Annotated in this window: 17 protein-coding genes; 12 read left to right on the top strand and 5 right to left on the bottom strand. The window is 64.7% G+C overall.

The window, feature by feature from the left end; translation table 11 throughout:
- Nucleotides 1–72 precede the first annotated feature (72 nt).
- Together VG543_RS04735 and VG543_RS04730 are read right to left on the bottom strand one after the other, a co-directional pair.
- Nucleotides 73–477, bottom strand: coding sequence for a cupin domain-containing protein (locus VG543_RS04735; protein WP_423177892.1), 405 nt, complete (start codon nucleotides 475–477; stop codon nucleotides 73–75).
- Nucleotides 478–532: 55 nt separating this feature from the next.
- On the bottom strand, nucleotides 533–1,012 hold the full coding sequence (locus tag VG543_RS04730) for a carboxymuconolactone decarboxylase family protein (RefSeq protein WP_049455241.1): 480 nt from the start codon (nucleotides 1,010–1,012) through the stop codon (nucleotides 533–535).
- An 89-nt stretch (nucleotides 1,013–1,101) separates the two neighbouring features.
- Here VG543_RS04730 and VG543_RS04725 point away from each other — a divergent pair, with 89 nt between their 5' ends.
- From VG543_RS04725 to VG543_RS04705, 5 genes are all read left to right on the top strand, one after another.
- Nucleotides 1,102–1,410 carry a sigma factor-like helix-turn-helix DNA-binding protein gene (locus VG543_RS04725; RefSeq protein ID WP_180877416.1) on the top strand — a complete coding sequence of 103 codons (309 nt, stop codon included), beginning with the start codon at nucleotides 1,102–1,104 and terminating at the stop codon, nucleotides 1,408–1,410.
- Complete coding sequence (locus VG543_RS04720) at nucleotides 1,407–2,438, top strand: LysR family transcriptional regulator (protein WP_180877417.1); 1,032 nt, start codon at nucleotides 1,407–1,409, stop codon at nucleotides 2,436–2,438. Before VG543_RS04725 ends, VG543_RS04720 begins: the two co-directional genes overlap by 4 nt.
- A 127-nt stretch (nucleotides 2,439–2,565) precedes the next feature.
- Nucleotides 2,566–3,333 (top strand): SDR family oxidoreductase, encoded by a 768-nt coding sequence (locus VG543_RS04715; RefSeq protein WP_329847710.1) that lies wholly within the window; start codon nucleotides 2,566–2,568, stop codon nucleotides 3,331–3,333.
- Nucleotides 3,334–3,380: 47 nt separating this feature from the next.
- On the top strand, nucleotides 3,381–3,896 hold the full coding sequence (locus VG543_RS04710; RefSeq protein ID WP_423177890.1) for an OsmC family protein: 516 nt from the start codon (nucleotides 3,381–3,383) through the stop codon (nucleotides 3,894–3,896).
- A 130-nt stretch (nucleotides 3,897–4,026) separates the two neighbouring features.
- Nucleotides 4,027–4,758 (top strand): hypothetical protein, encoded by a 732-nt coding sequence (locus tag VG543_RS04705; protein ID WP_423177889.1) that lies wholly within the window; start codon nucleotides 4,027–4,029, stop codon nucleotides 4,756–4,758.
- A 96-nt stretch (nucleotides 4,759–4,854) separates the two neighbouring features.
- Here VG543_RS04705 and VG543_RS04700 read toward each other — a convergent pair whose 3' ends face one another.
- Together VG543_RS04700 and VG543_RS04695 are read right to left on the bottom strand one after the other, a co-directional pair.
- Nucleotides 4,855–6,828 (bottom strand): S9 family peptidase, encoded by a 1,974-nt coding sequence (locus VG543_RS04700; RefSeq protein ID WP_423177887.1) that lies wholly within the window; start codon nucleotides 6,826–6,828, stop codon nucleotides 4,855–4,857.
- 586 nt (nucleotides 6,829–7,414) lie between these two features.
- Complete coding sequence (locus tag VG543_RS04695; protein WP_423177886.1) at nucleotides 7,415–8,308, bottom strand: LysR family transcriptional regulator; 894 nt, start codon at nucleotides 8,306–8,308, stop codon at nucleotides 7,415–7,417.
- A 110-nt stretch (nucleotides 8,309–8,418) separates the two neighbouring features.
- On the opposite strand from VG543_RS04695, the gene VG543_RS04690 reads away from it, so the two are divergent.
- From VG543_RS04690 to VG543_RS04675, 4 genes are all read left to right on the top strand, one after another.
- Nucleotides 8,419–9,477 carry an alpha/beta hydrolase gene (locus tag VG543_RS04690; RefSeq protein ID WP_423177884.1) on the top strand — a complete coding sequence of 353 codons (1,059 nt, stop codon included), beginning with the start codon at nucleotides 8,419–8,421 and terminating at the stop codon, nucleotides 9,475–9,477.
- Complete coding sequence (locus VG543_RS04685) at nucleotides 9,474–10,685, top strand: MFS transporter (RefSeq protein ID WP_180878910.1); 1,212 nt, start codon at nucleotides 9,474–9,476, stop codon at nucleotides 10,683–10,685. The genes VG543_RS04690 and VG543_RS04685 overlap by 4 nt, the downstream gene beginning before the upstream one ends.
- Before the next feature lie 134 nt (nucleotides 10,686–10,819).
- Nucleotides 10,820–11,167, top strand: a complete 348-nt coding sequence (locus VG543_RS04680; RefSeq protein ID WP_423177883.1) for a cyclophilin-like fold protein — start codon at nucleotides 10,820–10,822, stop codon at nucleotides 11,165–11,167.
- A 106-nt stretch (nucleotides 11,168–11,273) separates the two neighbouring features.
- Nucleotides 11,274–11,942 carry a carboxymuconolactone decarboxylase family protein gene (locus VG543_RS04675; RefSeq protein WP_423177881.1) on the top strand — a complete coding sequence of 223 codons (669 nt, stop codon included), beginning with the start codon at nucleotides 11,274–11,276 and terminating at the stop codon, nucleotides 11,940–11,942.
- Here the strand turns inward: VG543_RS04675 and VG543_RS04670 are convergent.
- On the bottom strand, nucleotides 11,918–12,121 hold the full coding sequence (locus VG543_RS04670) for a hypothetical protein (RefSeq protein WP_423177880.1): 204 nt from the start codon (nucleotides 12,119–12,121) through the stop codon (nucleotides 11,918–11,920). The genes VG543_RS04675 and VG543_RS04670 overlap by 25 nt on opposite strands.
- A gap of 273 nt (nucleotides 12,122–12,394) precedes the next feature.
- On the opposite strand from VG543_RS04670, the gene paoA reads away from it, so the two are divergent.
- From paoA to paoC, 3 genes are read left to right on the top strand one after another with little or no spacing between them, the layout of a single operon-like run.
- Nucleotides 12,395–13,042, top strand: a complete 648-nt coding sequence (gene paoA / locus VG543_RS04665; RefSeq protein ID WP_423177879.1) for an aldehyde dehydrogenase iron-sulfur subunit PaoA — start codon at nucleotides 12,395–12,397, stop codon at nucleotides 13,040–13,042.
- A complete protein-coding gene (locus tag VG543_RS04660) occupies nucleotides 13,039–13,989 on the top strand; it encodes an FAD binding domain-containing protein (protein WP_165710462.1) in 951 nt (316 codons plus the stop codon). The genes paoA and VG543_RS04660 overlap by 4 nt, the downstream gene beginning before the upstream one ends.
- Entirely contained in the window at nucleotides 13,989–16,193 is a 2,205-nt protein-coding gene (gene paoC / locus VG543_RS04655; RefSeq protein WP_423177878.1) for an aldehyde oxidoreductase molybdenum-binding subunit PaoC, read from the top strand. Before VG543_RS04660 ends, paoC begins: the two co-directional genes overlap by 1 nt.
- The last annotated feature ends 9 nt before the right edge of the window (nucleotides 16,194–16,202 follow it).

Genomic DNA, 16,202 nt, shown 5'->3' with positions numbered 1-16,202 from the left:
AGCGTAGACGGGATAGGTCCCCGGATTGTGACACCCGGGAACCTGTCGTTGGTGTCAGCGCCGGACGTGCGATCAGTGCGGCGGCAGCACCGCCGGCTTGCCGATGTCCTTGATCAGGAACACCACGAACTTCGCCGGCTCGGTGGCGCTGGCGTTGCGACCCACGGTATGCAGATCGGCCGGGCCTTCATGAAAGGCCTCGCCCGGGCCAAGGGTGACGTCCTTGCCGCCGGCCACACCCATCACGATCCGTCCTTCCAGGACATAGACGAAGCCGTGGGCATCGTGGCGGTGGACAGGATCGACGCCACCCGGCGGGTACTCCACGGTAAGGATCAGCGCTTCCTTGCCGGGCTGCTCCGGAAGGGCGCGGGTCATCACCTCGCGCACCAAGGGCTCGGGCGCCGCAGAGGGCGGGGTGGCGGCAGCGCTGCACAGTGGCAGCAGCGCAGACAGGGCCAGAACAGAAGGACGCATGGCAGGTCTCCAAAGCGGTAGGGGAGGGCCGCTGCATGGGGCAGCGGCGGAAGGGTCAGGCCAGGCCGGCCTTGTCCAGGCCGAAGGCCGTATCCAGGGTGCCGGGCGTGGTACGGAAGGCGACATTGGCGCGGTTCCAGGCGTTGATCGCCATCACCGCGTGGGTGAGGTCGACAATTTCCTGATCGGACAGCTGGCCGCGCACGCGCGCGTACAACTCGTCGGGCACACCCTGCGCCGGCAGCTGGGTCAGTACTTCGGTCCAGGCCAGGCAGGCGCGCTCGCGCGGGCTGAACAGCGTTGATTCACGCCATGCCGCCAGGTGATGCAGGCGCAGCGGGCGCTCACCACGCAGGGTGGCCTCCTTCACGTGCATGTCCAGGCAGAAGCCACAGCCGTTGAGCTGCGATGCACGGATGTTGACCAGATCGATGATGGCCCCTTCGATGGAGGCGGTGTGGGCGGCATGCGAGTACAGGCCGAGCTTCTTGAACAGTTCGGGGGATTGCGCGGCGTAATCCAGGCGTGCGGTCATGGTGTGTTCCTGTAGCGTGTGAAGGGCACAGCGAGGCTAGGCCTGCATTCGCAATGCCGGTAGGCGGGGGCCGGGCCGCACGCTGTTGCATGAAAAGCACCAATGTCCTGTCACAGCGGCCGATGCTCGGCCGTCTGCCGGGCATGGATACCTCATCGCACCTGCGCACCGCATCGCGCCCTGCCAGCGAACAGGTCTGGCAGGCCTTCCTGGCCGCATTGCGCGAACTGCCGCCCGATGCACGTGCGGTGCTGTTGCTGCACGACGTGCTGGGTGCCGGATTCGAGGACATCGTGCCCCTGCTGGGGCTCGATCCTGCCGCGTGCAGGCAACGGTTGAAGCTGGCGCGGAGCCACCTGCACGCACAACGTGCCCGCCCGGAGCCAGGCCGCCCATGAACGCCGCAACGCCCCGCCCGGCCAGCGACGGCCACGATGCGCTCAATGCGTCCTTCTCCACCAGCTACGCCGGCGTGCTGGCCTTCATTGCAGTGGCGTCCGAGGGCAGTTTCGCGCGCGCGGCCGACCGCCTCGGCATCGGCCGCTCGGCCGTCAGCCGCAGCGTGCAGAAGCTGGAAAGCCAGCTGGGCGTGCGGTTGTTCCTGCGCACCACGCGCTCGACCACGCTCACCCGCGAAGGCGAGCTGTTCCTGGAGGGCTGCAACCCGGGCGTGACCTGCATCCTGCAGGCGCTGGAGGAAATGCGCGACCTGCGCGAGGGCCCGCCGCGCGGGCACCTGCGCATCAGTGCCAGCCACGGCTTCGGCCGGCGGGTGATTGCCCCTCTGCTGGCAGCCTTCCGTGCCGAGTACCCGCAGGTATCCGTGGAGCTGCTGCTGGACGAGCAGGCCCCCGACCTGGCCGGTGACCGCATCGACGTGGCGTTTCGCGATGGCCTGCTGGAAGACAGCCAGGTGATCGCCAAGCAGCTGGTGCCGATGCAGTTGGTCGTATGTGCATCACCGGCGTACGTGCAGGCGCACGGCCTACCCGCGTCGGTGGACGCGCTGCCCACGCATGCCTGCATCGGGCGGCGCCTGCCGGGCGGACGCATGCAGCCCTGGGAATTCCGTGTCGACGGTGCCGAAGTGCACCTGCAGCCGCCTTCCGCAATGGTGTTCAACGATGCCGACCTGGCCCTGCAGGCCGTCATCGACGGGCTCGGAATCGCCCAGCTGCCCAGCTATCAGGTGCGTGAAGCGCTGTGGGCGGGCAGGGTGGTGACCTGCCTGGATCGGCATGCGCCGCTCGATCGCGGCCACTACCTGTGCTACCTCAGCCGCCGCCAGCTGCCCAAGCGCGTGCGGGCCTTCATCGACTTCAGCACGCAGCGGGTGCGCGCGCTCGAGCTGGATGTGATCTCGCACTGGGAAGCGCGCCAGCAGGCCACCCCTCTGAACCCAGGCGCACGGCCTGGCTGGGCCTGAGCGTACTGGTGCGTGCCGGGCAACAGTGCGCGGCCGGTCACGGACCTACTGCCTTGCGCCCACGCTACCTACGATGCCTGCGCCCGGCCACACCCCGGTAGCCCTTTCACATTCCAGGAGACAGGCAATGAAGTTCCTCGTCATCGGTGGTACCGGCCGCATCGGCAGCAAGGTGGTGGAGCGCCTGCGCGTAGCCGGGCATGAGATCGTGGTGGCAGCACCCTCCACCGGGGTGGATGTGCTGACCGGTGAGGGCCTGGATGCCGCCATGGACGGCGTCGACGTGGTGGTGGACCTGGCCAACTCGCCCTCGTTCGAAGATGCGGCTGTGCTTTCGTTCTTCGTAACCGCCGGCCATAACATCCTTACCGCCGCCGCCCGTGCCGGCGTGCGCCACCATGTCGCGCTTTCTGTTGTGGGCACCGACAAGCTGGCGGCCAGTGGCTATTTCCGCGGCAAGATTGCCCAGGAGCGACTGATCCGCGACTCGGGCCTGCCGTACACCATCATCCATTCCACGCAGTTCTTCGAGTTCCTGCCGGGCATCATCCAGTCCGCCAGCGATGGGGAGACCCTGCGGCTGCCGGCCGCCGACGTGCAGCCGATTGCCGCCGAGGATGTTGCCGAAACGGTGGCACGTATCGCGCAGCAGCCGCCGGCCAATGGCGTGCTGGAAATCGCCGGGCCGCAGCGTAGCGCGATGGCGGATCTGGCCAGGCAGTATCTGCAACTGACGGGTGATTCCCGGCAGGTCGTTGCGGATGCCAAGGCGCTGTACTTCGGCGCGCCGCTGCAGATCGACACGCTGGTACCGGTCGGGCTCGCGTGGCTGGGGCAGGTCGATTTCGAAGCCTGGCTGCAGCAGTCCGGCCTGCTGCAGCGGAAGCCTGCCTGAGCGGCGAATCGATCGCCTGCAGCAGCTGCGTTTGATGGAGCCATGCAATGACCGAGCTGAAACCGCCTTCGCCCGCTATGCTGGACCGCTACCAGGGCGACGACGTGAGGCCGCTGTACACCGGCCGCGTGCGGGTGAGCGGGGGCCAGGCCCAGCACGGGCGGGCGTCCGGCGTCGTGCGATCAGACGACGGTGCACTGGCGTTGGACCTGCGCCTGCCGCCGGAACTCGGTGGGCCGGGCGGCGGTGCCAATCCCGAGCAACTGCTGGCTGCGAGCTATGCCGGCTGCTTCCACGGTGCCATGGCGTTGGTGGCTGCGCGTGCGGGTCTGCTGCTGCACAACCCCAGCATCGAAGTGGCGGTCACCTTCGCCCGTGATCCGGCAGATGGGCTGTACCTGCTGTCGGCCGAGATCGTGGTACATCTTCCCGGCATGGATGAGAACCTGGCCTGCGAACTCGTTCGCAACACCGAACGCGTCTGTCCATACGCCAAGATGTTCCATCGTGGCATCAGCCATGCGGTGCATGTGCGGGTCGGCCCGCAGGCTTCGCCTCTGTAGAGTCGAGCCATGCTCGACCATGGGAAGATCCTGGCCCTGACGATTACACGGCAAGGCCGTATGCCGCCCCTGCCAACCTCGGCTACGATGGCCGGGGGCCGGCATCCGCGCCGGCGGGGCAGGGGGCGCAATGGACATGCAGGCAGGGGGCGGATTCGATCCGCCGGCAAAGACCGGTTCGCAGGAACTCACGTTCCACTGGCTCTACCAGCGGGTGCAGGGGCTGGTTGAGCACAGCATCTACCCCAAGGCGGGCAGGGTGGAGACGTGGGCGTTCCGCATCGGCATGGGTGCGGCGATCATCGGCATTCTCATTGGTCAGCTTCCGGATCGATGGCTGCCTGTTGGCGCAGTGCTCCAGGTGGTGGTTGCCTGCCTGGCAATCGAAATCGGAGGGTTCATTGTCGGTGGCGTCCTGGCCGCCCGCAGGGGCATTCGCCAGTTCAGCCAGCCGCGGCTCTCGCACGCCCGCGAGATGGATGAAGACTTCGCTCACTGGCAAGCGGTGGTGACCGAGCTTCGCGGATTCCCGCGCGTCCAGCGCGAGCGGCGACTCAAGTTCGTCAGCACCTTGCGCACAAACATGATGGAGCGCATGGGCATGATGTATGGCGGCCTGCAGCGGCTGGGACCATTCCCGCTGTTGATTGCCCTCTACCTGCAGTTCCGTGGATGGAAATGGGGTGACTGGGCGGGCGCTTTCGATGTTGGCCTGCTAGGCGCACTGCTCATCTTCGCCATGGTGCTGCTGTACCTGCTGGGCTGGATGCTGATCGGCTTGCGTACCCGGCTGGATACCTACGTCGCCCTGCTTGAAGGGTCCATCCACGAACCCGAGCCCGCGCAGCCAACGCCGTTGTAGAGCCGAGCCACGCTTGGCTACTGTGCGCCGCATCGCGCCCCGTCAGGCACCTCACCAGCAACAACCCGCAGCATCCGATCCATCAAGACTCGTCGACTACGTCAACGTTGTCTCCTGGGCCACTTCCTTCCCCTGTTCTTGTTCTGCTTTTCGAGCGCGGTTTAGGAATCGGACGATGCGCTGGTGGTAGTCGCGACGATGGCTGGGTCGGCCTGTGGCTGCCAACGAATGGGTGCCTCCCGGGTATACGACCATCTGCACCGGTTGCCTCGATCTACATGCCAGGCCAGCCATGAGCCCTTCACACTGTCCCGTAGGGCAACGCTGATCTTCCGCTCCGTTGAGCAACAGTACTGGTCCTCTGGCGGACGACACATGGGACAGAGGAGAAAGTCTGCGGTAGCGGTCAGGGCACGCGTCCGGTTGGCCATCCATCGCATACGGGGTGACGTAGTAGCCCGAATCTGAGGTGCCGGCATGTGACTGCATGTTGGCCACGGGCGCGCTGACCACGGCCGCCGAGAAGGTGTCGCTGTGGCATATTGCCCAAGCGCTGAGAAAACCCCCGTAGGATTTCCCTGCACAGGCCACCGTTTCGCCAGCGATCCCCTCCAGGCGCAGCTGCTCAACGATGGATTCGACTTGAGGGAGGTCCAGTTCGCCCCACCGACCGATCAGACGCTTCTCGAAGTCCTTGCCGTATCCGTTTGAACCGACCGGATTGGGCGCCACCACGGTCCAGCCTTCCGCCACTGCCTGATAAACGTAGACGTGCGCAGCGAAGTCCATAAGTGCAACGCTGTGGGGGCCGCCATGGAAATCTACCAAGAGGGGTAACGGGCCCTTCTGCTGCTTTGTAGGCTGTAGAATCCAGGCGTCCACGGACTCCGCCGACCCGTTCCCACTCGGCACCTCGAAGGAGCGCAGGGTGCAGGACACCGGCAGGGTCGCGCTTAACTCTGTATTGAGCGAAGTCAGGCGGCGACGTTCTGCTTCCGGTGCCCACGCTGAGAGGTAGAGTTCGTCCAGCTGTGTGTAGCTAGATGCACCGAGCACCAACGATTCACCGCATGGATGCATCGTTGAAACCTGGTCCTGATGTGCCGGAAGCAAATAGTGTTCTCCGGATTCGAGAGCGACAACGGCCACTTCAAAGCAGCCTCGATGCGTGATCACGGTGGCAATTGATCGGCCATCGGGGGCCCACGCAATCTGCATGCCTTCCAAAGTGAAGGGCAGGACGGGGCCAACCACGCCTTCCTCGTGGGACCAGATGTAGAGAAACGTCGCTGAGTCGCCTTCCCGCTTGTTGCCGGCAAATGCAAGGCGCGACCCATCCGGTGACCAGCACACGCTGGCCACAGTCGCAAAGTCCGCGGTGATCTGCCCATGGTTCGATTCTGGCCCAACCAGCCACAGGTTCACGCGATGACGAAGGCAACCAGAAGATGTTCGTGCATAGGCCAACGTTCGTCCGTCTGGCGACCAAGCTCCCGACCGCACGTCGTAATCTCCTGCGGTCAGGGGAAGCGGCTTCGTGCAGCCTTGTGCGTCCAAGCAGAACAAATGGGTTCGGGTGCCGACTGTATACCCCGTTCCATCCAGCTTGTAGGGCAAGTGGTTGATTACCAGTGGGCGCTGAGCATGCGCGGCATCATCGTCGGGGTCCTCGGCATGGGGAAGGGAGACCAAGGCAAGGAGGCGACGGCCGTCGGGGTGCCATTGCAGGAGACTGGATACATTCAACTCGGACACACCCGCCAGCGCTTGAGCCTCCCCGCCAGTGGTGCGAATCAAATGGGGTTCTGGGCGACCGGCCGAGCCGCGGCTGGATAGGAAGGCGATTGATTGACCGTCGGGGCTTAGCTGCGGGGAGCTGACACCCCCCTGGGACGCCAGCAACACCGGGGCGACTGAACCGGCAGAGGGGGTAAACCAGAGCGAGGACCGATAGTCGTCTGTCCCAGCGTCAGGCGCAGACACTACGTAGGCAAGGCCCGCATTTCGGTGGTGCGAAGACAAAAAAAGCACCTTTCGGTGCTTGAAGAGGCTATCAATCGAGAAGTTCATGGCACCCTCCACCAGATTGGGAAAGGGCGGGTCAGTCGACCCGCCCCCGGCGTAACTCAGCGCTGATTGCGCTCGTTGCGCTGTTCCTGCTGATTCTGCTCATTGCGCTCATTGCGCTGATCCTGGTTCTGCTGGTTCTGCTGGTTCTGCTGGTTCTGATTGTTCTGTGCCATGTCGATCTCCGGTAGCACCAAGGAACATCCTCGGCTGCGGGCTCAACATGCGCCGGCGCAGCCTGAAGCGGCGTGTGCCTTCTGTCACCGCAGCGTGACTGACTTGCCCGTCGCTTTGACAAGCTCTAGATGCGGCTGGTGCCAAAGGTCTAGCCCTCAACCCTGTATTTGCTCCTTCCTAATCCCCCATGGCTGGCAATCCCGAGAAGGCACCCCACCCCCGCCAGCTGAGACTCTCCCGATATGGCGGATTAGCGCCCCGTCCCATGTTCCAAGATCGCTCCATGCCCTGATGATGATTGGTCACAGTGGGACTAGTGGTCAGTACTGATCAGGGATGTTCATCGGGAAAAGGCGGGTGCCGATTTCCAGCCCATACAGGACACTTAAGGGGAACTACACTGCGGCCCGCTTCACCTATCCAGCTTCAACCACGCAACCAGTGCCGCAAATGCGGGTGATGGCTGCCGACGGTTCGGGTAGTAGAGGTGATAGCCGGGGAAGGGGACGCACCACCTGTCCAGCACCGCCACCAACCTGCCTTGCGCGATGTGCTCGGCCACCAGCGGTTCCGGTGCATATGCCAAGCCCAAGCCATCCACTGCGGCATTGATAACGTGGGTCATGCTGTTGAAGACCAACGGCCCGTCGCCGCGCACGGTGAATTCCTTGCCCTTCTCTTCGAACTCCCACGCATAGATGGCACCGTTTGGGCGATGTCGGATGTGGATGCAGCGGTGGCGCGTAATGTCGGCAGGCTTCTTCGGCTTCGGATACTTCTCGAAGTAGTCGGGTGAGCCCACCACGACCAGACGCCAATCGCGGCCGACTCTGACAGCAACCATGTCCTTGCTCAGTGCCTCTCCGAGCCGGATGCCCGCATCGAAGCGCTGCTCCACCACATTGGTAAAGCCGTAATCCACGTAGAACTCAAGCGTAATGTCCGGGTATGCGTCCAGGAATCCGGCAAGCCGCGGACGGATGATGGTCTCCATGGAATCATCCGTGCATGAGATTCGTAGCGTTCCAGCTGGGCGGTCGCGCAGGTCACCCAGCGCCTCCACGCTGGCACCGATGGCCTCGAAATGTGGTGCGATGGAGCGCATCAGGCGCTCGCCCGCTTCAGTGGGAGAGACATTGCGCGTGGTCCGCGCGAGCAGGCGAATTCCCAGGCGCTCTTCCAGCAGGCGCATCGAATGGCTCAGCGCAGAGGGCGTTACCCCAAGACGAACGGCCGCCTTGGTGAAACTCTGCTCCTGCGCCACTACCAGGAACGCTTGTAGGTCATGGGTCTTCACGGTGCTCATGGGTCAATTGTGAGCGCAACTCAGTAATGCATCAACTTTCAACTGGCTTATCGATATAGGGGCTGGCGCCTATCGTGGCGACCCGAGTCCCCAACCGAGGCCATACGCCGATGAAACGCACCACGCTATTACTGGCGCTGCTCGCCAGCCTCTACGTTCCAGCTTCGGCCATGGCCGCTGACGCACCGGTGCCGGCCCCGCCCCTTGGAGCCGACAACTTCTACCGCAGCCCCACGGTCAAGGGGGAGCGCGTGAGCTTCCACAACCAGTACCAGATGCAGGTGATGGGTACGCTTTACCGCCCTCAAGGCCTGCCCGACGGCAGCCGCGCCCCCGCAGTGGTCGTTGGCCACCCGATGGGCGCAGTGAAGGAGCAGAGTTCCCAGCTCTACGCGCAGAAGCTGGCCGAGCAGGGCTTCGTCACGCTGGCGATCGATCTTTCCTTCTGGGGCGAGAGTGGCGGCGCACCGCGACACCTGGTGGCGCCGGAAATCTATTCGGACGACATCAGTGCGGCCGTGGATTTCCTGAGCACGCAGTCATTTGTCGACCCGGACCGCATCGGCGGCTTGGGCATCTGTGGCAGCGGCAGCTTTGTAATCAGTGCCGCCAAGATCGACCCACGCATCAAGGCCATCGCCACGGTCAGCATGTACGACATGGGCGCGGCAGCACGGCAGGGGCTGAACAGTGGCCAGTCGCTGGAGCAGCGCAAGGCGGTGATCCAGGCCGCAACAGACCAGCGTCTGGCCGAATTCAAGGGCGGGCCGCCGGTGTTCGTGCCTGGCACCGTGAACCACCTCGATGCTGACACGCCCGCCATCCAGCGTGAGTTCTTCGACTTCTACCGCACCCCGCGCGGCGCCTATACGCCAAAGGGTGACAAGGCCGAACTGACAACCCAGCCGCTCTTCAGCAGCCTGGTCAAATTCATGAACTTCTATCCCTTCAACGACATTGAGACGATCTCTCCCCGGCCAATGCTCTTCGTCTCCGGCGACGTCGCGCATTCCCGCGAGTTCAGCGAAGACGCCTACCGAAGGGCAGGGCAGCCGAAGGAGATCTACTGGGTGAAGGGTGCTGGCCACGTGGATCTGTACGACCGCATCCAGCTGATTCCCTTTGACAAGCTGGCCACGTTCTTCCAGCGCGGCCTGGCCGGGAAATGAGCCGCACCGACCCCCTCGCACATCGCGCCAACTGGGGCGGCGTGCTCGCAATGACGCTGTGCGTCTTCGCGTTGATCGCCTCGGAATTCATGCCGGTGAGCCTGCTCACTCCCTTGGCAGCAGACCTGGACGTGAGCGAAGGCCTTGCCGGCTACGGTATTGCCATTTCGGGTGTATTTGCAGTGTTGACCAGCCTGTCGATCTCGCGATTGGCGGGTAGCGTGAACCGCCGAACGTTGCTGTTGACTCTCACGGCGTTGATGGCGGTGTCGGGACTGGTGGTGGCGCTGGCCCAGAACTATCCGGTCTACATGACAGGCCGTGCGCTGATCGGCGTAGTGATCGGCGGCTTCTGGTCATTGTCCGCCGCAACCGCGATGCGGCTGGTACCGGAGGCCGAGGTCCCGCGAGCCTTGGCGATATTCAACAGTGGCAACGCCCTTGCAACGGTCATTGCGGCGCCACTGGGCAGCTATCTCGGCAGCATGATCGGATGGCGCGGCGCATTCCTCTGTCTTCTGCCGGTGGCAGCTGTCGCCCTGGCTTGGCAGTGGGTTTGTCTGCCGTCCATGGAAGCGGAGGAAGGCCGATCACACAGCGGAGTCGTCGTGTTGCTGCGGCGACGCGTGGTGGCACTGGGCATGATGGCCTGCGCTGCGTTCTTCATGGGGCAGTTTGCCCTGTTCACCTACGTGCGGCCGTTCCTGGAGCGGGTCACGCATGCTGGGGTACCTGCTGTTCCGTGGGTTCTGCTGGCGATCGGAGTGAGCGGTTTCGTGGGCACACTTGCCATCGGGGCATTCATCAGGCGCGGACTCTACCGCACGCTGGTGATTGTTCCCGCGCTCATGGCGCTGATTGCCGTCACTCTGGTTCCACTCGGGCCCCATCTTTGGCCGACCGCCGCACTGCTCTCGGCGTGGGGTCTGCTGGCCACCTCCGCACCGGTCGGCTGGTGGAGCTGGCTGGCGCGCACCTTCACCGACAACGCCGAGGCCGGCGGCGGGCTGATGGTTGCGGTGGTGCAGTGCTCCATCGCGCTGGGCGCCACCCTCGGCGGACTGCTGTTCGACAGCCTTGGCTTTGCCAGTACGTTCCTGGCCAGTGCGGGCATCCTGTTGCTTGCCGCGCTGCTTGCCTACGCCACTGCGGCTGAAGAGATGCACACGTCAGCCGCGGGGATTGCCACACAGGCCCCGAGACGATGACGCGCCTCACTTCCATAGCGGCGAAGCTGCTCGTGCTCCTTGTTGCTTTTGGGGCGGTAGCAGCTTGCTCAGCCGCGCCCGATCATCCAGCCGTCGCTGCCGCCAGAACTGAGGCCAATCAGGAGATTCATCCCATGAAAATTCGACTGATCATCAATGATCAAGTGCTGTCAGCCACCCTGGAGGACAGCCTTCCTGCAAGCGAGTTCATTGCCCAGTTGCCGCTGACCCTACAACTTGAAGACTACGCCGCGACTGAGAAGATTGCGCAGCTGCCGCGCAGTCTGAACGTGGAGGGCGAGCCGGAGGGAATCACGCCCGTGGCAGGTGATATGGCCTTCTATGCGCCTTGGGGAAACCTGGCGATTTTTCACAGGCCTTTTGGCTATTCAAAAGGTCTCGTAAGGCTGGGTCGCATCGAAGGAGGGCTGCAGCTCCTTCGCAAGACCGGGGCCGTAGAGGTCCGCATTGAGTCGTTCTAGAGGCTGGCTGCCCATCTTGGGGCCCAGCCTTCTTGCCAATCTGCTGGTCGCGGCGACGCTTGCTGCCGTTCCTGGTCAGATGGCTTTCGCACACGAAGGAATAGCGATGCACACCAAATCAAATCAAGCCCCCACAACTGAACTGGATCCGCGCCGGAAAGCCATCATTCCGATCGGCGCCTTCGCAGCGGCCGGCGACTTGGATGGCCTTCGTCAGGCGTTGAGCCAGGGCCTGGACGCGGGATTGAGTTTGGCCGAAACGCGAGAGCTCCTGATGCAGCTCTACGCTTATGCGGGGTTTCCTCGGAGCCTGAACGCGTTGAGCGAACTGATGAAGGTGGCGGATGCGCGTAGACAGCAGGGCATCCAGGATGACGCCGGCCGCGAGCCCCGCAAGCCGATTCCCACAGGCGATGCCTTGCTCGCTGCAGGCACGGCAAACCAGACCAGGCTGGCCGGCGCTCCTGTCTCAGGGCCTTTGTTCGATTTTGCCCCGCAAGCAAATCAATACCTCCGTACGCACCTCTTCGGCGACATCTTCGAGCGCGACAATCTTGATTGGCAAAGCCGCGAATTGGCTACGGTCAGCATGCTGGCCGCCATGTACGGGGTGGAGCCCCAATTGCAGTCCCACATTGGAATCAGCATGAACATCGGCCTGCGGCCGGAGCAGCTATACGATCTGGCCGATGTGCTTGAGGAGCGCGTCAGCCTCGAGGCTGCCGAACGTGTTCGCGTCGCGATTCAACGTCAGCTTGATGTTCGAAAAGAATGATGGTCGGGAAAGTGCTCCTTCGGCCTGCCTTGCGCGATGTGCTCGGCCACCAGCGGTTCCGGTGCGTATGCCAAGCCCAGGCCATCCAGTGCGGCATTGATGACGTGGGTCATGCTGTTGAAGACCACCGGCACGTCGCCGCGCACCGTGAACTCCTTGCCCTTTTCTTCGAACTCCAAGGCATGGATCGCTCCGTCCGGGCGATGCCGGATGTGCACGCATCAGTGGGGAAGTGGCGCAGATCAGTGTCAGTGGCGCACTCTTGCCAGAGGCGGCGTTGAAGATGACCGACCAGCAGGCTCGGCCGATGATGCCGGCGCGCCTCCGACCGACTTCACAGATCTGTACCCCGCAGAGGGGCATAGTGGCCCTTCGGTAGTGTGAGCGCGTCCATCCAGCCACGGGGTTTCCCCGAACGCCAGGAGGTCACTGTGCCAAGTTGTGATGAAGGAATGAAGTTGACGCGTCGCCAGGTGATCGCCGGCGGCGTCACGACCGTGGCGATGTCCGCCGCACCGGGGGCATCATCGCTCGCCGCCGAACTGGCGGCGCCCCCGCCGCCCAGGCCGCCGGTCATCAGCACGGTGGCCTTGACCGTCAACGGCGAGCGGCGGGAGCTTGAGCTCGACACCCGGACCACGCTGCTCGATGCCCTGCGCGAACATCTGAAGCTGACTGGAACGAAAAAGGGCTGCGACCACGGTCAATGCGGCGCCTGTACCGTGCTGGTCAACGGTGAGCGCATCAATGCCTGCCTCAGCCTGGCGGTACAGCACCAGGGCGATGCCATCACCACCATCGAAGGCCTCGGCACCCCCGATGACCTGCATCCGATGCAGGCCGCCTTCATCAAGCATGATGGCTACCAGTGCGGGTATTGCACGCCGGGGCAGATCTGCTCGGCGGTGGCGGTACTGGACGAGATCAAGCGGGGTGTCCCCAGCCATGTGCAGGCGGATGTCAGCGCACGGCCCCGTGCCACCAACATGGAAATGCGCGAACGCATGAGCGGCAACCTCTGCCGCTGCGGTGCCTATTCCAACATTGCCGAAGCGATGGAAGAGGTCGCTGGCGTAACCTCTGCAGGGAGGCGCTCATGAGGGCCTTCAGTTACGAACGCGCCAAATCCCCGGCCGAGGCCGCCAAGGCCGTCGCCGGTACCGAGGGCGCGAAGTTCCTGGCCGGAGGGACCAATCTGCTCGACCTGATGAAGCTGGAGGTCGAGACGCCAGCGCACCTGGTCGATGTGCAGGACATCGGCCTGGACAGGATCGAACCCACCGACGAGGGCGGCCTGCGCATCGGCACGCTGGTCACCAATACCGCACTGGCCTCGCATGAGCGCGTGCGCCGCGACTACGCGGTGCTGACCCGCGCGATCGTGGCAGGCGCCTCCGGGCAGTTGCGCAACAAAGCCACCACCGGCGGCAACCTGCTGCAGCGCACACGCTGCCCGTATTTCTACGACCCCAATCTGCCCTGCAACAAGCGCCTGCCCGGATCCGGCTGCGGCGCACTCGAGGGGTTCTCCCGGCAGATGGGCGTGATCGGCACCTCGGACAGCTGCATCGCGACCTATCCGGGCGACATGGCGGTGGCCCTGCGGGTGCTGGACGCCTCGATCCAGACCGTCAGGGGTGACGGCAGTACGCGCAGCATCCCGATTGCCGATTTCCATCGTTCCCCCGGCGACAAGCCGCAGCAGGACAACGTGCTGCAGCGCGGTGAGCTGATCACCCACGTCACGCTGCCACAACCCCTGGGCGGTCGGCACGTGTACCACAAGGTACGTGACCGCGCGTCCTACGCGTTCGCACTGGTGTCGGTCGCCGCGGTCGTGCAGCGTGACGGCTCGGCGCGGTTCGCCTTCGGTGGGGTTGCGCCGAAACCGTGGCGCGTCGAGGCAGCCGAACCGCTGCTGCGCGACGGCGTAAAGGCCGCGACCCGGCAGGTGTTCGCCGGTGCCCGTCCGACGCCGGAGAACGCGTTCAAGATCGCGCTCGCCGAGCGCACTCTCGCAGCGGTGCTGGTGGAAGGAGAGCGCTGATGCCCCTTGAATTCAACGCCCCCGCCGGCGACAACCTGTTCGACAAGGCCAAGGTCGTCGGCAAGTCGACGCCGCGCATCGACGGACCACGCAAGACCACCGGCACCGCCCCCTATGCCTACGAGCGCCACGACGTGGCGCCGAACCAGGCCTACGGCTACATCGTCGGTGCGGGCATCGGCAAGGGGCGCATCATTTCGATGGATGCCTCCCGCGCACGTGCCGCGCCCGGCGTACTGGCGGTCATCACCGCACCGGAAACCAAGCCGGTCGGCACATCGAACTGGAACAATGCGCCGCTGTTCGGCGGACCCGAAGTGGCCCACTACCACCAGGCCATCGCCTGCGTGGTGGCAGAGACCTTCGAGCAGGCCCGCGCCGCCGCAGCGCTGATCCGCACCCGCTACGAGCGCAGCAAGGGCCGCTTCGATTTCCCGGCCCTGGCACCGTCCGCGCCGCTGGCAAAGGGGCGTGACGGCAAGCCCGACCGGCAGGCGCTGGGCGATTTCGACACCGCCTACGCGAGCGCCGCGGTCAAGCTCGACGAGACTTACCACACGTCCGACGAAAGTCATTCGATGATGGAGCCGCACGCCACCATCGCCGCCTGGGAGGGTGACACGCTCACGCTGTGGACGGCGAACCAGATGATCGACTGGGCCAGGCAGGGCATGGCGGCGATCCTCGGCATCGATCCTGCCAAGGTGCGTGTGGACTCGCCCTATATCGGCGGCGGCTTCGGCGGCAAGCTGTTCATCCGTGCCGACGCGGTGCTGGCCGCGCTGGCGGCCAAGCAGGTCGGGCGACCGGTGAAGATCGCGCTGCAACGCCCGTTGATGCCCAACAACACCACGCACCGGCACGCCACCCTCCAGCGCGTGCGGATCGGCTGCGGAAAGGATGGCCGGATCTCCGCCATCGCCCATGAGAACTGGTCGGGCAACATCAACGGCGAGGATGGCGAAAACGGCACCCTGCAGACGCCCAAGCTCTATGCGGGCGCCAACCGCCTGGTGGCCAATTACATCGCCACGCTCGACATGCCCGAAGGCAATGCGATGCGCGCACCGGGCGAAGCACCGGGCCACATGGCGCTGGAAGTGGCGATGGACGAAATGGCCGAGAAGCTGGGTCTCGACCCGGTCGCGTTCCGCATCCTCAACGAGCCCGAGGTGGTACCCGGCGATCCGTCCAAGAAGTTCTCCGACCGCAACCTGGTGCGCTGCCTGCGCGAAGGCGCGGAGCGCTTCAACTGGAACAAGCGCAACCCCAGGCCGGCGCAGGTCAGGGAAGGGGACTGGCTGGTCGGCATGGGCGTGTCCGCGGGCTATCGCGGCGCACCGACGATGAAGTCGGCCGCGCGGGTCCGGCTTGACGGCCAGGGCGGGGTGATTGTGGAGACCGACATGACCGACATCGGCACCGGCTCCTACACGATCATCGCGCAGACGGCAGCCGAGACCATGGGCGTGCCGCTGGACCGGGTCCAGGTGACCCTCGGTGACTCCCGTCATCCCGCCTCCGCCGGTTCCGGCGGCCAGTGGGGCGCGGCAAGCTCGACCGCGGGCGTGTACGCGGCGTGCGTCAGCCTGCGCCGCAAGGTGGGCGAGAAACTGGGCTTCGACGGCGACACCGCAGATTTCGCCAATGGCCGCATCCAGGCGGGTGGGCGGACGATCAAGCTGGCGGAGGCGGGCACACTGTCGGCGGAGGACGGCATTGCCTTCGGCGACTTCAAACAAGGCTACGACGTCGGCACCTATGCAGGGCATTTCTGCGAGGTTGCCGTGCATGCCTACACTGGAGAGACGCGCATCCGCCGCATGCTTGCCGTATGCGATGGCGGCCGGATCCTCAATCCGCTCTCCGCACGCAGCCAGGTCATCGGCGGGATGGTGATGGGTGCGGGCGCGACCCTGATGGAGGAGCTGGTGGTCGACAAACGGCTGGGCTTGTTCATCAACCACGACCTGGCCGGCTACGAGGTTCCCGTGCACGCCGACATCCCGTACCAGGAAGTGGTCTTCCTCGACACGCTGGATCCGGTGATCTCGCCGATGAAGGCCAAGGGTGTGGGTGAACTGGGCATCTGCGGGGTCGGCGCCGCGATCGCCAATGCGGTCTACAACGCAACCGGCGTGCGCGTGCGCAACTATCCCATTACCCTGGACAAGCTGCTGCCCGGCTTGCCCGACGTGAGCTGACCCTTGCGC

Origin of the sequence: Stenotrophomonas sp. CASM101 (assembly GCF_049384845.1) — a bacterium.
GTDB classification, from domain to species: domain Bacteria; phylum Pseudomonadota; class Gammaproteobacteria; order Xanthomonadales; family Xanthomonadaceae; genus Stenotrophomonas; species Stenotrophomonas hibiscicola.
The sequence above is the reverse complement of the archived record's forward strand: the minus strand, read 5'-3'. Positions and strand labels throughout refer to the sequence as shown.